Origin of the sequence: Streptomyces sp. SP17BM10, from assembly GCF_036322405.1 — a bacterium.
GTDB lineage: Bacteria > Actinomycetota > Actinomycetes > Streptomycetales > Streptomycetaceae > Kitasatospora.
Window position 1 is genome coordinate 345,449 of sequence record NZ_JAQYXB010000684.1, and the last position, 13,757, is coordinate 359,205.

Genomic DNA, 13,757 nt, shown 5'->3' on the forward strand with positions numbered 1-13,757 from the left:
ACCCCAACTCGTTTGCCCGGAAAGAGCTCTGCCCACCTGCCGGTGTCCGGCGGAGCAGTCGGGCCCGAGGGGGTTGTCGCGAGGATGAAGATGACCGACCAGCAGCGCAGCGGACGGCCGGGGCGCCGGCCGGTGCCGCACCTGCGCTCGGCGGCCGGGGCCGCCCTGCTCGCCGCCGCCCTGGCCGCACTGGCCGGCTGTTCGGGCGGCTCCGGCGGCGGCTCGGCCGACCAGAGCGCCCCCGACCAGCTCGCCGCGGACCCGGTCACCGCCGTCCGCAACGCCGCCGACATCACCGGCCGCACCGGTTCCGCACACGCCGCCACCGAGCTGACCACCGAGTCGACCGACAAGAAGGCGGTCTTCTCCGGCACCGGAGGCTACGACTACGTGAAGCGGATCGGCCGCCTGGAGGTCGCGGTGCCACCCGGCGCGGCGACCACCGGCAAGATCGTCGAGGTGGTCCTGCCGGGCACGGTCTACCTGCAGAACAGCGGCGCCAAGGTGCCCGAGGGCAAGTGGGTGAAGCTGGACGTGCGCCAGCTGCCGGACGGCAACCTGGTGAGCAGCGGCGCCACCGACCCGGCCACCGCGGCCGGGGCGCTGCGCGGGGTGCAGAAGGCGGACGCGGTCGGCGTCGAGACGGTCGACGGGGTCGCGCTGCACCACTACCGCGGCACCCTGGACCTGTCGAAGGCGGCCGACGCGACCGGCGGCCGGGGCGGCGACGGCCTGCGGATGGGCGCCCAGACCTTCACCGTCAAGGACGTCCCCTACGACGCCTGGTTGGACGACCAGGGCCGGCTGCACAAGGTGGTCGAGGTCTTCACCTTCGCCGGGGTGGCCGGTTCGAAGGAGGCCAAGGACCAGGTGAAGGTCACGTCGACCATGTCACTGACGGACTTCGGCAAGCCGGTGGAGGCGGCCGAGCCGGCGGCCTCGGACATCTTCGCCCTGAAGCCCACGGAGAGCCCGAGCCCGAAGTAGGCGACCGGGGCAGCGCTCCGGCCGCCGGGGCGTGTCGGGCCGCCGCCGGCGCGGGTGGCCGTCCGGGGAGCCGCGGTCACCCGTTTCGGCGGCGCGAGATGGCCCGTCCGTGCCATGTGGACGGGCTCCGAAGTGCCTAGGCTGGACGTCGGGTGGCTGCCGCCCGGGCTGGCGAGGCACTGAAGGGGTGGTGCAGGTGGTGTCGTCCACGGGCGGCCGCAGCAGCGGCCACGACGACGCGGCCCTCGACGAGATCGACCTGGCCGGCGAGCTGATGATCGCGGCGACGGCCAGCACCGGCGACCGGCTGCCGACCGAGCGGATCGACGAGGTGCTGCTCGACCGGCCCGAGCCCGGCCGGGCCGACGAGGACCGGTACCCCGGGCGGGACAGGTCCGCCGGGCGCGGCCGGTATGACGAGCGGCGTGACGAGCGCGAGCGGTAGGGCCCCGGACGGGGTCAGCTGCGCAGCAGCCGACTGATCGCGGCGGTCGCCTCCGCCACCTTGGCGTCGAGCTCGGCGCCGCCCTGCTCGGCCGCGGCGGCGACGCAGTGCCGCAGGTGCTCCTCCAGCAGGGAGAGGGCGAAGGACTGCAGGGCCTTGGTGCTGGCCGACACCTGGGTGAGCACGTCGATGCAGTAGACGTCCTCGTCGACCATCCGCTGGAGCCCGCGGATCTGGCCCTCGATCCGGCGCAGCCGCTTGAGGTGGGCGTCCTTCTGGGCGCTGTACCCGTGCGGGCCGTGGCCGCCCTGGTGCGCGTCGGCGGCCGGGGTGTGGTCGGCGTGCGGCTCGGTGCCGGGCGCGTCGTCCGGCTCGGTGCGCGCTTGCGTCGTGGTCATCGGCCCGCCTTCGTCTGGATGCCTGGTGGCTGCGTCGGCCACCAGTGTCCAACACCGGGGCCCTCCGTGGTGTTCCGACGACCGGACCGGGCCTGGCGGGGCCCTTGCGGCAGGGTGGCGGCCCGTCCCGGGCGGGCGGTCGGCGGGTTCGCCCGTCTGGGCGGCGCCCCGGTCTTCCGTACGCAGGGCGAGGGCGATCCCCGCGAGGTTCCGTCAGACTGGGGGCTCGTCTGCGCACATGGAAGTGCGCTCCGGGGCCGCCGGTGCGGCAGCCGACCGGAAGGGGAGGTTCCGCCTCCTGCCCTACCACCCCGTTTGCGTGATTGCGCTTGGTTGCACCTAGCATCGTTCAGTCCCTACCCCGCACATCGGAGATTTCCGTGCGTTTTAGCCTGACCCCGAAGGAGACGAGCTTCTACGACATGTTCGCCGCGGCCGCGGAGAACCTCGTCGTCGGTTCGAAGCTCCTGCTGGAACTGCTGGGATCAGACGTCTCGGCCCGCGCGGAGATCGTCGAGCGCATGCGCGCCGCCGAGCACGCCGGGGACGACACCACCCATGCCGTCTTCCACCAGCTGAACTCGTCCTTCATCACGCCCTTCGACCGCGAGGACATCTACAGCCTCGCCTCGTCGCTGGACGACATCATGGACTTCATGGAGGAGGCCGTCGACCTGGTCGTCCTCTACGACATCCAGACCCTGCCGAAGGGCGTCGAGCAGCAGATCGAGGTGCTCGCCCGGGCCGCGGAGCTCACCGCCGCCGCGATGCCGAACCTGCGCAGCATGTCGAACCTCACCGAGTACTGGATCGAGGTCAACCGCCTGGAGAACCAGGCCGACCAGATCCACCGCAAGCTGCTCGCCCACCTGTTCTCCGGCCAGTACGACGCCATCGAGGTGCTCAAGCTCAAGCAGGTCGTGGACGTCCTTGAGGAGGCGGCGGACGCTTTCGAGCACGTCGCCAACACGGTGGAGACCATCGCCGTCAAGGAGTCCTGACCCCTGTGGACATGGCAGCACTCATCGCCGTCCTCGGCGTTGCGTTCTTCTTCACCTACACCAACGGCTTCCACGACTCCGCGAACGCGATCGCGACGTCGGTCTCCACGCGGGCACTGACCCCGCGGGCCGCGCTCGCGATGGCCGCCGTGATGAACCTGGCCGGCGCCTTCCTCGGCAGCGGTGTCGCGCACACCGTGTCCAGCGGAATCATCGCGACCCCGACCGGCGAGCAGGGCATGGTGATCCTCTTCGCCGCCCTGGTCGGCGCGATCGCGTGGAACCTGACCACCTGGTACTTCGGCCTTCCCTCCTCCTCGTCGCACGCGCTGTTCGGCGGCATGGTGGGCGCGGCACTGGCCGGCGGGACCGAGGTGATCTGGAGCGGCGTCCTCGACAAGATCGTCATCCCGATGATCGTCTCGCCGGTGGTCGGCCTGATCGGCGGCTTCCTGGTGATGCTGACGATCCTGTGGATCTTCCGGCGGGCCAATCCGCACCGCGCCAAGCGCAACTTCCGGGTCGCGCAGACCGCCTCGGCCGCCGCGATGGCGCTGGCGCACGGCCTGCAGGACGCGCAGAAGACCATGGGCATCGTGGTCATGGCGCTCACCATCTCGGGTCACCAGACCACCGACGAGATCCCGGTCTGGGTGAAGATCTCCTGCGCCACGATGCTCTCGCTGGGCACCTACGCGGGCGGCTGGCGGATCATGCGGACCCTCGGCCGCAAGATCATCGAGCTCGACCCGCCGCAGGGCTTCGCGGCCGAGGCCACCGCCTCGGCGATCATGTACATCACGTCGTTCGTCTACAAGGCGCCGATCTCCACCACCCACGTGATCACCTCGGCGATCATGGGCGTGGGGGCCACCAAGCGGGTCCGCGCGGTGCGCTGGGGCGTCGCCAAGAACATCGTGCTCGGCTGGTTCATCACGATGCCGGCGGCCGCCGTCGTCGCCGCGCTGGTGTACTGGTTCGTCCACCTGTTCTGGGGCTAGCCCCCGACCGGCCCGCGGCACCTCCGACCGCGGCACCGCCGGCCCGTGGAGAACTGACAGGGCCCGCCCCCACATCTCGGGGGCGGGCCCTTTTCATGCTCCACGGCGGCACCGCCATGCAGCACCGTGGAGCAGCTCGGTCTCCGGTTCCGTCCGGGTCTAGCCGAAGCGGCCGGAGATGTAGTCCTCGGTCGCCTGGACCGAGGGGTTGGAGAAGATCCGCTGGGTGTCGTCCAGCTCGATCAGCTTGCCCGGCTGGCCGACACCGGCCAGGTTGAAGAAGGCGGTGCGGTCGCTGACGCGGGCCGCCTGCTGCATGTTGTGGGTCACGATGACGATGGTGAACTGGGACTTCAGCTCGCCGATCAGGTCCTCGATGGCCAGGGTGGAGATCGGGTCGAGCGCCGAGCAGGGCTCGTCCATCAGCAGGACCTGGGGCTCGACCGCGATCGCGCGGGCGATGCACAGGCGCTGCTGCTGACCGCCGGAGAGGCCGGCGCCCGGCTTGCCCAGCCGGTTGTGGACCTCGTTCCAGAGGTTGGCGCCCTTGAGCGAGCGCTCCACGACGTCGTCCAGGACGGCCTTCTTCTTCACCCCGGCGAGGCGCAGGCCGGCGACCACGTTGTCGTAGATCGACATGGTCGGGAACGGGTTCGGCCGCTGGAACACCATGCCGACCGAGCGGCGCACGGCGACCGGGTCGACGTTGGAGGCGTAGAGGTTCTCGTCGTCCAGGAGCACCTTGCCCTCGACGCGGGCGCCCGGGATCACCTCGTGCATCCGGTTGAGGGTGCGCAGGAAGGTGGACTTGCCGCAGCCCGAGGGGCCGATGAAGGCGGTCACCGAGCGGGGCTCGATGCTCATCGAGATGTCCTCGATGGCCTTGGTGGAGCCGTAGTAGGCCGACAGTCCGCTGACGTCGATGCGCTTGGCCATGATCGTTGCTTCTCTCGTCTGTCTTCGTCAGTCGGTCGCTCAGTGTCCGGCCTTGGGCGAGCGCCAGCGTGCGATGCCCCGGGCGATGAGGTTGAGCCCCATCACGAAGGCGATCAGCACGAGCGCGGCGCCCCAGGCGCGGGCGTAGCCGAAGTCGTTGTTGACCAGGGAGTACTGCTGCCAGATGTACATCGGCAGGGACTGCTGCGGTCCGTCGAACGGGTTGCTGTTGATGTAGTCGGCGCCGAACACCAGCATCAGCACCGGGGCGGTCTCGCCCGTGATGCGGGCGACCGCGAGCATCACACCGGTGGTGATGCCGCCGATCGCGGTGGGCAGGACGATCCGCAGGATGGTCTTCCACTTCGGCACGCCGAGCGCGTACGAGGCCTCGCGCAACTCGTTCGGGACGAGCTTGAGCATCTCCTCGGTGGAACGGACCACGACCGGCATCATGAGGATGGCCAGCGCGAGGCTGCCGGAGAAGCCGGAGTAGCCGAAACCGAGGGCCAGGTTCCAGAGCGACAGGATGAACAGACCGGCGACGATCGACGGCACGCCCGTCATGACGTCGACGAAGAAGGTGACGACCTTGGCGAGCTTGCCGCGGCCGTACTCCACCAGGTAGACGGCGGTGAGCAGGCCCACCGGGGCGGCCATCGCGGTGGCCAGGGCGACCTGCTGGAGGGTGCCGATCAGCGCGTGGTAGATGCCGCCGCCCGGGCCGCTGGCGATGACGCCCTTCATCGAGTGGCTCAGGAAGTACCCGTCCACCACGCCGACGCCCTGCTGGATCGTGTAGACGGTCAGCGCGACCAGCGGCACGACGGCGAGGATGAAGGCGACCCAGACCACCGAGGTGGCGAAGCGGTCCTTGGCCTGGCGGCGGCCCTCGACCTTGGCCGAGAGGGTGTAGCTGATCAGGAGGAACAGGAGCGCCGAGATCAGGCCCCACTGCAGGTGGCTGGCCAGGCCGCCGGCGGCGCCGATGGCGCAGCCGAGGGCGATCGAGCCCGCCGCGACGGCGGCCGGGGCCCACTTGGGCAGGCGGTTGGCGGTCAGCGCGCGGCCGAGCGGCGGCGCGTCCGACGGAACGGTGGTCGTGGCGCTCATGCGGCCTTCCTCGCTTCGCTCGTCGCGGCGCAGGAGCACAACGCGCACCTCGTGTTGGTTCGCTCGCTCATGCCGAGTACTCCTTGCGGCGGGCGACGATCAGCCGCGCGGCACCGTTCACCAGCAGGGTGATCACGAACAGGACGAGGCCGGAGGCCATCAGCGCGTTGCGGCCGTTGTCGCCGGCCTCGGCGAACTTCAGCGCGATGTTCTGCGCGAAGGTGCCGCCGCCCGGGTCGAGGACGTGCAGCGACAGGACGCTGTTGGAGGACAGCACCACGGCGACGGCGATGGTCTCGCCGAGCGCGCGGCCCAGGCCGAGCATCGAGGCCGAGATGATGCCGGGGCGGCCGAAGGGCAGCACCGCGGTGCGGATCATCTCCCAGCGGGTCGCGCCGAGCGCGAGGGCCGCCTCCTCGTGCATCCGCGGCGCCTGGCGGAACACCTCGCGGGAGACCGCGGTGATGATCGGGAGGATCATGATCGCGAGCAGGATGCCGACGGTGAACAGGTTGCGCGGGGTGGTGCCGGTCTTGGTCTGGTCGAAGATGTACGTCCAGCCGAGGTACTCGTTGAGCCAGCTGGTCAGACCGTCCATGTGCGGCACCAGGAACAGCGCGCCCCAGAGGCCGTAGACGATGCTGGGCACGGCCGCCAGGAGGTCCACCAGGTAGGCGAACGGCTGGGCGATCCGGCGCGGCGCGTAGTGCGAGATGAACAGGGCGATCCCGATCGCGACCGGGACGGCGATCGCCATCGCGATGAGCGCGCTCACGATCGTGCCGAACGCGAGGACGGCGATGCCGAAGACCGGCTTCGGGGCGTCCGGCGTCCACTCGAAGGTGGTGAGGAAGTTGCCCTCGTTCTTGCTGAGCGCGAGGCCCGAGCGCCAGGCCAGGAAGCCGGCGATGGCCGCCATCACGACCAGCAGGAGGATGCCCGAGCCCCGGGCGAGGTTCATGAAGATCTTGTCGCCGACGCGGCTGTCACGCGGTCGGCGTTCCCTGCCTCGCGGGGCGGCAGGGGAGGATGAAGTCATTGGTCTACTCCGGTCTGGTGGCGCCGCCCCGGGAGGGGGCGGCACCATGGCGGCGGTGCCCCGGACGTGGTGCTGGGTCGGGCGTTCCGGTGGGACGGCCTCGGCCCCCCTCGCTCACGGGGCCGCCCCACCGGTGGTCCTGCTGGGTCAGGCCAGGGTCGGGATGACGGTGTTGAGCTTGTCCGTCAGCTCCTTCGGGAGCGGGACGTAGCCCTTCTCGCCGATGGCCTTCTGGCCCGCGTCGCTGGCGGTGTAGGTCAGGAACGCCTTCAGGGTGTCGAGGGTGTCCGCCTTGTTGCCCTTGTCGCAGACGATCTCGTAGGTGACCAGGACCAGCGGGTAGGAGCCCTCGTCCTTGGTCGCGTAGTCGAGCTTCAGCGACAGGTCGCTGCCGGTGCCGGTGATCTTCGCCTTGGCGAAGGTGTTGGCGGCGTTCTCGGCGGTAGCGGCGACCGGCTTGGAGGCGCCGGTGTTGATCGCGGCGCTCTTCAGGTTGTTGGTCTGGGCGAAGGAGAGCTCGGCGTAGCCGATCGAGTTCTTGACCTGCTTGATCTGGGCCGCGACGCCGGCGCTGCCGTTGGCCGACTGCCCGCCCTTGCCGGCCCAGGTCTTGGCGGCCGGGTAGGACCAGGCGCCACCGCTGGCCGCGGCGAAGTAGTGGGTCAGGTTGTCGGTGGTGCCGGAGTCGTCCGAGCGGTGGAAGGACTGGATGTCCGCGTCCGGCAGCTTGGCGCCCGGGTTGAGGGCGGCGATGGCCGGGTCGTTCCACTTGGTGATCTGCGAGTCGAAGATCTTGGCGGCGGTCGGGCCGTCCAGGACCAGGTTGTCGACGTTGTCGACGTTGTAGACCAGCGAGATGAGGCCCGCGGCCATCGGCAGGTCGATGCCCTGGCCGCCGGTGCAGACAGCCTTGGAGGCGTCGACCTCGGCCGGCTTGAGGGCCGAGTCGGAGCCGGCGAACTGGATCTTGCCCTGGGTGAACTGCTGGACGCCGGCGCCGGAGCCGCCGCCGCTGTAGTTGATCGTGGCGCCGGAGCAGGCCGCGCCGAAGGCGGTCTTCCACACGTCGACGGCGTTGCCCTGCGCGGTGGAACCGGCGCCGAGGAGGGCGGTGGGCTTGCTGCCACAGTTGATCGAGGCCGCGGCGGCGGAACCCGAGGAGCCCGAACCGCCGGCGGTCGTGTTGTTGTTGTCCGAGCCGCACGCGGCGAGCGACAGCGAGCTGACGAGCGCCATGGCACCGATCGCGAGGGCCTTGGTGCGGCCGTTCCGCTGGAGCTTCACTGGGTGTCCCTTTCTGTGGCATTGCCTCGCGCGGGCCGTGCGGAGACGGCGGAGCGCGGGGTTTTGCTGTGGTCCGGGGCCCTTCCGGCCCTCCGGTGGTCCCGAAGTTAGGCCGGGTAAGTGACACGACAGCCGGTCGCGAGTGAACGGGGAGTGAACCTCGAACGGATGACAGGAAACTAGGTCAGGTAGTAACGGTTGCGTCACGGCAGGAACTCAGGAAGATCACTTCCCCTGCTCCTTCACCATCGGAAGCCTTCCGTCCGCACCGGCTTCGCTCCCAGGATCGCCAGCAGGGCGTCGACCAGCAACCGGTCGCGGTCGTGGGTCAGCCGAACGCGGGCCTTGGCCGCCGGGAGCCATTCGAGACGGTCCACCTCGCGGTTCGGCCGGAACGCCCCCGCCGTCGGCACCGCCGCCCAGTAGCGGACCTCCTTCGGGCGGCCCTGCACGGGGTAGTGCTGCGCGGGCAGCTCGGGGCCGAGCACGCAGCGGAAGCCGGTCTCCTCGCGCACCTCGCGCACCGCCGCCTCGGCCGGACCCTCGCCCGGGTCGAGCTTGCCCTTGGGCATGCTCCAGTCGTCGTACTTGGGCCGGTGGATCAGCGCGATCCGGGGCCGTCCCAGCCGGCCGCTCTTCTTCGGCCGGCCGGGCAGCCACAGCACCGCGCCCGCGGCGAGGATCACCGGGGCGTGTTCGGTCCGGCCGGTGCTCAGCCGATCGCGCAATTCATGCCGTCCGTGGTGCGGGGGAATGCCCCCAGCCCTCGGCAGGGGGAATCTCCAGCCAGCCGTCGAGGCCCGGCGGGAGTTCGGTCCACCGGCGGCCGAAGGCGTACCGCGCCGCCTCGACCTCCAGCCGTTGATCAGCATGCACCACGCCCAGCACGTAGGCGGTGGCGGGGGTGATCCGCGGCGTGCGCGCCGCCGTCGCCGCGGTGACCGCCGCGTCCGCCGCCTCCTGGTGGCGGCCCAGCACCTCGTCCAGGTCGTCCAGCTCCGACGACGGACGGCCGCACACCTCCAGCGCGTAGCGGGCCCGCTTCACGAGGATGCGCATCCGCGCCCACGGCTCGTCGTCGGCGGCGAGCGCCGTGTCCGCGTCCACGGCGCCGCGGGCCTGCGGGACGGCGCCCAGCCGGCGCAGCCCGTCCCCGCCGTACGGCGTGGCGGCGCGCTGGAGCGGCAGCCGGGCGGCGCTCGCGGTCATCGCGGTGCACGCGGCGGCAGCCTGCGGCAGCAGCACCGCGCCGGCCCGCGCGTTCGCCGCCTCCAGCAGGGGCGCCTCGCCGACCAGCAGCGTCATCCGGTCCGCCAGCGCGTGCAGCCGGGCCGACCGCAGCTCCTGGAGCACGCTGGAGTGCGCCCTCGTCCGGGCCAGCGTCAGCTGCCGGTCCAGCAGCGCCCGCGCCTTCGGCGCGCCCGCGTGCCCGGTCAGCATGCCCGTCCCGTCCGGGTCGGAGCCGCTCAGCGAGTCGAGCGCGCCCAGCAGCCGGACGGAGCGGCGGACGTACCCGGGCTCCAGCGCGAGCAGGTTGAGCAGCCAGCGCAGCTCGGTGCGGGACTCCTGCGCCCAGGACTGCTCGAAGACGCTGCCGAAGGTGTGCAGCAGCCCGCCGATCCGCCGCACGGCCCGCAGCAGGTCGGCCGTGCCGGCCGCCGGCACGACGGCCGTGCCCGGTCTGGCGCCGACCTCGCCCACCGCCAGCGGCAGGGCGCGCAGGAACGCGCCGGCCTGGGCGGTGAGGTGGCTGGAGAGGATGTCCCCGGCGGTCGCGGTGGAGGCCGCCCGGGCCGTCATCGGCGCTTCGGTCATGGCGTGGTAGATCCCCGTTCCCCCGGGTCCGTCCCCCGGGGCTGGTGGCCGACCACCGGAGCCCGTCCCCTGCCGGCTCCGGCGGCTCGCATCAGTGGTCGCGTCAGCGGGAGGTGGCGGCCCGGCGGCGCTGGCGCGAGTCGATCAGCAGGTCCTGGACGTGCCGCAGCGGCTTGCCCCCGGCGTCCTGCGCGTGGCGGGTCCAGGCGCCGTCCGGGCCGAGGTGCCAGGACTCGGTCTCGTCCGACACCCCGAGGTCGAGCAGCCCGGAGAGCTCGGTGCGGTGCGCGGGATCGGTGATCCGCAGCAGCGCCTCGATCCGGCGGTCCAGGTTGCGGTGCATCATGTCGGCGCTGCCGATCCAGACCTCCGGATCGCCGTTGTTGCCGAACACGAAGAGGCGGGAGTGTTCGAGGAAGCGGCCGAGCACGCTGCGGACCCGGATGTTCTCGCTCAGCCCCGGCACGCCGGGCCGGATCGCGCAGATCCCGCGGACCCACACGTCCACCGGCACCCCGGCCTGCGAGGCCCGGTACAGCGCGTCGATCACGGCCTCGTCGACGATCGAGTTGACCTTGAGCTTCACGTAGGCCGGACGGCCCTCGCGGTGGTGGGCGATCTCGTTGTGGATCCGCGCGACCAGGCCGTCGCGCAGACCGCGCGGGGCGGTCAGCAGGCGGCGGTAGGACTCGCGGCGCGAGTAGCCGGACAGGCGGTTGAAGAGGTCCGAGAGGTCGGCGCCGACCTGCGGGTCGGAGGTGAGCAGCCCGAAGTCCTCGTAGAGCCGGGCGGTCTTCGGGTGGTAGTTGCCGGTGCCCACGTGCGAGTAGCGCCGCAGGGTGTCGCCCTCCTGGCGGACCACCAGCGACAGCTTGCAGTGCGTCTTGAGGCCGACCAGGCCGTAGACGACGTGGCAGCCGGACTCCTCCAGCTTGCGGGCCCACTTGATGTTGGCCTGCTCGTCGAAACGCGCCTTGATCTCGACCAGGACGAGCACCTGCTTGCCCGACTCGGCCGCGTCGATCAGCGCGTCGACGATCGGCGAGTCGCCCGAGGTGCGGTAGAGCGTCTGCTTGATCGCCAGCACGTCCGGGTCGGCCGCGGCCTGCTCCAGGAAGGCCTGCACCGAGGTGGAGAAGCTGTCGTACGGGTGGTGCAGGAGGACGTCCCGCTCGCGCATCGCGGCGAAGATGTCCGGCTGGGAGGCCGACTCGACGTCGGTCAGCTCGCGGGCCGTGCCGGCCACGAACTTCGGGTACTTGAGCTCCGGGCGGTCCAGCTCGGAGATGCCGAACAGGCCGGTCAGGTCGAGCGGTCCGGGCAGCGGGAAGACCTCCGCCTCGGTGATGTTCAGCTCCCGCACCAGCAGGTCCAGGATGTAGGGGTCGATCGACTCCTCGACCTCGAGGCGCACCGGCGGGCCGAAGCGCCGCCGCATCAGCTCCTTCTCCAGGGCCTTGAGGATGTTCTCGGTGTCGTCCTCCTCGACCTCCAGGTCCTCGTTGCGGGTGACCCGGAAGGCGTGGTGCGCGAGCACCTCCATCCCCGGGAACAGCTCCTCCAGGTGCGCGCCCATCACGTCCTCCAGGGGGACGTAGCGCTGGGGCGAGGCCTCAAGGAAACGGGCGAGCGACTGCGGGACCTTCACGCGGGCGAAGTGCTTGTGCCCGGAGACCGGGTTGCGCACCACCACGGCGAGGTTGAGGGACAGGCCCGATATGTACGGGAAGGGGTGCGCGGGGTCGACCGCCAGTGGGGTCAGGACCGGGAAGATCTTCTGCCGGAAGAGCGTGTGCAGGCGGGCCTGCTCCTTCTCCGCCAGCTCCGGCCAGCGGACCACCTCGATGCCCTCGGTGGCCAGGTCCGGCAGCACCTCCTGCTGGAACGCGGCGGCATGGCGGGCCATCAGCTCGCGCGAGCGCGTCCAGATCAGGTCGAGCACCTCGCGCGGCTGAAGGCCGGAGGCGCTGCGCTGGGCGACGCCGGTGGCGATCCGTCGCTTGAGTCCGGCCACCCGGACCATGAAGAACTCGTCCAGGTTGCTCGCGAAGATGGCGAGGAACTTGGCCCGCTCCAGCAGCGGGATGTGCGGGTCCTCGGCGAGCTCCAGGACGCGCTCGTTGAACGCGAGCCAGCTGCGCTCGCGGTCCAGGAACCGGCCCTGCGGAAGCTCCTCGAAGTCCTGCTCGTCCACCGACGCCGGCTCCGGCGGCAGACCACGCGCGTTCGACATCCGGGCCGGTGGGGACAGTGGGGCAGAGACGGGGCGAGGGATGCTCATGGGTTCCAGCTCCTCCAGCAGCAGGACGGCGTCCGAACGCGAATGGCTCTGCGGGCCGTCGTCATCGCCCAGCGCCCACCCACCCGGCGCCGTCCGTACAGGACCGGCCGCCGTGGTACGGCCGACGCTGCACGAGCGAGACACTACGGACTTCATCCTGTGATCTTCGCGGCAACAATTGAATCCACGGTAAACACCGCATGGCCAGGAGGAAAGCTGAGTCGGTCGGGGCCGGGGCGGCGGCGCCCCGTGGCTTGCCCCGACCGGCCGTCGCGGCTACACCGCCCGGTCCGTCCGGTACTCGACGCGGTACATGAGGTCCACCTCGTGCACGGTGAACCCCAGTCGTTCATATACCCGCACAGCGGCCCCGTTGTCGGCATCGACGTACAGAAGTACGGTCTCCAGTCCACGCTCGCCGGGGCCCGTGCCGGTCAGGTGACGCAGGCCCGCCGCGGTCAGCGCGCGGCCCAGGCCACTGCCCTGCTCGGCCGGGTCCACCCCGACGACGTACACCTCGCCGAGGGCCGGCTCGGTGGCGGTGGGCTCGTGCACCTTGGTCCAGTGGAAGCCGACGACCTTCCCCCCGCGGGTGGCCAGGAAGAAGCCGGCCGGGTCGAACCAGGGCTCGGCCAGCCGGTCCGCCAGGTCGCGCTCGGTCCAGGCGCCCTGCTCGGGGTGGTGGGCGAAGGCGAGGGCGTTCAGCCGCAGCCACTCGGCGTCGTCCTCGCCCGGACGGAAGGTCCGCAGCTCGATGCCCTCGGGGAGCGGGACGGTCTCGGTCTGCGCGCCGGTGCGGCGCATCTGCCGCAGCTCGCGGACCAGCTCGGCGCCGTACCCCTCGGCCAGATGGCGGGCGGCCGGGTGGCCGCCGTGCACCCAGAAGTCGACGGCGTCGCGGCCGGCTCGGTGGGCCTGCGCCAGGACGGCGTCCACCAGGGGACGGGCGAGGCCGCGGCCGCGGGCGGCAGGGGCGACGACGAGTTCGGCGGCGGGGTTGGCATGGGCACCGGGGGCCGTGGCCTGGGGGATCTCCAGCTGGCCGTAGGCGATCACGGCGCCGGCTTCCTCGGCCGCTCCGCCGGGCCCGGTGGCCTCGGTGGCCTCCAGGAGGTGGATGACACCGGGGCGGGCCGTCTCCGAGGATCGCAACCGGAGCCGGCCCTGCTCGGACACCGCCGCCCGACCGTCGACCGCCTGGGCGTCCGCGAGCACACGCAGGGCGCCGTCACGCTGCCCGGGCCGGAGCACGCTGTCCGCGATGACCGCTGTCTGTTCGTCCATGGAGTGACAATACGTCACCGGGCCCGGCCGTCCCCGGGAATGCGAGAAGCCCCTGATCCGAAGGGATCAGGGGCTTCTCGTGAATGATTGTTCGGCGGCGTCCTACTCTCCCACAGGGTCCCCCCTGCAGTACCATCGGCGCTGTGAGGCTTAGCTTCCGGGTTCGGAATGTA

13 protein-coding genes and 1 rRNA gene are annotated in these 13,757 nt (G+C 71.3%); 4 read left to right on the plus strand and 10 right to left on the minus strand.

The genetic code is table 11. The features are described from left to right. Nucleotides 1–90 precede the first annotated feature (90 nt). Nucleotides 91–987, plus strand: a complete 897-nt coding sequence (locus tag PUR71_RS40700; protein WP_329932341.1) for a hypothetical protein — start codon at nucleotides 91–93, stop codon at nucleotides 985–987. A 196-nt stretch (nucleotides 988–1,183) separates the two neighbouring features. Beyond that, complete coding sequence (locus PUR71_RS40705) at nucleotides 1,184–1,432, plus strand: hypothetical protein (RefSeq protein WP_329932342.1); 249 nt, start codon at nucleotides 1,184–1,186, stop codon at nucleotides 1,430–1,432. Between the two features lie 14 nt (nucleotides 1,433–1,446). On the opposite strand, the gene PUR71_RS40710 is transcribed toward PUR71_RS40705, so the two are convergent. Continuing rightward, on the minus strand, nucleotides 1,447–1,830 hold the full coding sequence (locus tag PUR71_RS40710) for a metal-sensitive transcriptional regulator (RefSeq protein WP_329932343.1): 384 nt from the start codon (nucleotides 1,828–1,830) through the stop codon (nucleotides 1,447–1,449). 380 nt (nucleotides 1,831–2,210) lie between these two features. Between PUR71_RS40710 and PUR71_RS40715 the strand changes: the two genes are divergently transcribed. Both PUR71_RS40715 and PUR71_RS40720 read left to right on the plus strand, forming a co-directional pair. Next, nucleotides 2,211–2,831, plus strand: coding sequence for a DUF47 domain-containing protein (locus PUR71_RS40715; protein WP_188298808.1), 621 nt, complete (start codon nucleotides 2,211–2,213; stop codon nucleotides 2,829–2,831). 5 nt (nucleotides 2,832–2,836) lie between these two features. Then, complete coding sequence (locus PUR71_RS40720; RefSeq protein WP_329932344.1) at nucleotides 2,837–3,832, plus strand: inorganic phosphate transporter; 996 nt, start codon at nucleotides 2,837–2,839, stop codon at nucleotides 3,830–3,832. A gap of 159 nt (nucleotides 3,833–3,991) precedes the next feature. On the opposite strand, the gene pstB is transcribed toward PUR71_RS40720, so the two are convergent. The 9 genes from pstB to rrf form a co-directional block, all read right to left on the minus strand. Beyond that, nucleotides 3,992–4,768 (minus strand): phosphate ABC transporter ATP-binding protein PstB, encoded by a 777-nt coding sequence (gene pstB / locus PUR71_RS40725; RefSeq protein ID WP_329932345.1) that lies wholly within the window; start codon nucleotides 4,766–4,768, stop codon nucleotides 3,992–3,994. Between the two features lie 39 nt (nucleotides 4,769–4,807). Beyond that, entirely contained in the window at nucleotides 4,808–5,881 is a 1,074-nt protein-coding gene (pstA, locus tag PUR71_RS40730; RefSeq protein WP_329932346.1) for a phosphate ABC transporter permease PstA, read from the minus strand. Between the two features lie 67 nt (nucleotides 5,882–5,948). After that, entirely contained in the window at nucleotides 5,949–6,920 is a 972-nt protein-coding gene (pstC, locus tag PUR71_RS40735; protein WP_329932347.1) for a phosphate ABC transporter permease subunit PstC, read from the minus strand. 147 nt (nucleotides 6,921–7,067) lie between these two features. Next, on the minus strand, nucleotides 7,068–8,204 hold the full coding sequence (gene pstS, locus PUR71_RS40740; RefSeq protein WP_329932348.1) for a phosphate ABC transporter substrate-binding protein PstS: 1,137 nt from the start codon (nucleotides 8,202–8,204) through the stop codon (nucleotides 7,068–7,070). A 242-nt stretch (nucleotides 8,205–8,446) separates the two neighbouring features. Then, complete coding sequence (locus tag PUR71_RS40745) at nucleotides 8,447–8,932, minus strand: NUDIX hydrolase (RefSeq protein ID WP_443077757.1); 486 nt, start codon at nucleotides 8,930–8,932, stop codon at nucleotides 8,447–8,449. Nucleotide 8,933: 1 nt separating this feature from the next. Continuing rightward, a complete protein-coding gene (locus PUR71_RS40750; RefSeq protein WP_329932349.1) occupies nucleotides 8,934–10,019 on the minus strand; it encodes a CHAD domain-containing protein in 1,086 nt (361 codons plus the stop codon). A gap of 103 nt (nucleotides 10,020–10,122) precedes the next feature. Continuing rightward, a complete protein-coding gene (locus PUR71_RS40755) occupies nucleotides 10,123–12,300 on the minus strand; it encodes an RNA degradosome polyphosphate kinase (protein WP_329932350.1) in 2,178 nt (725 codons plus the stop codon). 276 nt (nucleotides 12,301–12,576) lie between these two features. Continuing rightward, the gene (gene mshD / locus PUR71_RS40760) at nucleotides 12,577–13,584 is read right to left on the minus strand and encodes a mycothiol synthase (protein WP_329932351.1); all 1,008 of its coding nucleotides are present in this window, start codon (nucleotides 13,582–13,584) and stop codon (nucleotides 12,577–12,579) included. An 89-nt stretch (nucleotides 13,585–13,673) separates the two neighbouring features. Beyond that, a 5S ribosomal RNA gene (gene rrf, locus PUR71_RS40765) occupies nucleotides 13,674–13,757 on the minus strand; the annotation flags it as partial.

Excerpts from the sequence above, each read along its gene's own strand:
- pstA (WP_329932346.1), bottom strand. The coding sequence starts at position 5,881 with ATGAGCGCCACGACCACCGTTCCGTCGGACGCGCCGCCGCTCGGCCGC.
- mshD (WP_329932351.1), bottom strand. The coding sequence starts at position 13,584 with ATGGACGAACAGACAGCGGTCATCGCGGACAGCGTGCTCCGGCCCGGG.
- PUR71_RS40710 (WP_329932343.1), bottom strand. The coding sequence starts at position 1,830 with ATGACCACGACGCAAGCGCGCACCGAGCCGGACGACGCGCCCGGCACC.
- PUR71_RS40700 (WP_329932341.1), top strand. The coding sequence starts at position 91 with ATGACCGACCAGCAGCGCAGCGGACGGCCGGGGCGCCGGCCGGTGCCG.
- PUR71_RS40755 (WP_329932350.1), bottom strand. The coding sequence starts at position 12,300 with ATGAGCATCCCTCGCCCCGTCTCTGCCCCACTGTCCCCACCGGCCCGG.
- pstB (WP_329932345.1), bottom strand. The coding sequence starts at position 4,768 with ATGGCCAAGCGCATCGACGTCAGCGGACTGTCGGCCTACTACGGCTCC.
- PUR71_RS40750 (WP_329932349.1), bottom strand. The coding sequence starts at position 10,019 with ATGACCGAAGCGCCGATGACGGCCCGGGCGGCCTCCACCGCGACCGCC.
- pstC (WP_329932347.1), bottom strand. The coding sequence starts at position 6,920 with ATGACTTCATCCTCCCCTGCCGCCCCGCGAGGCAGGGAACGCCGACCG.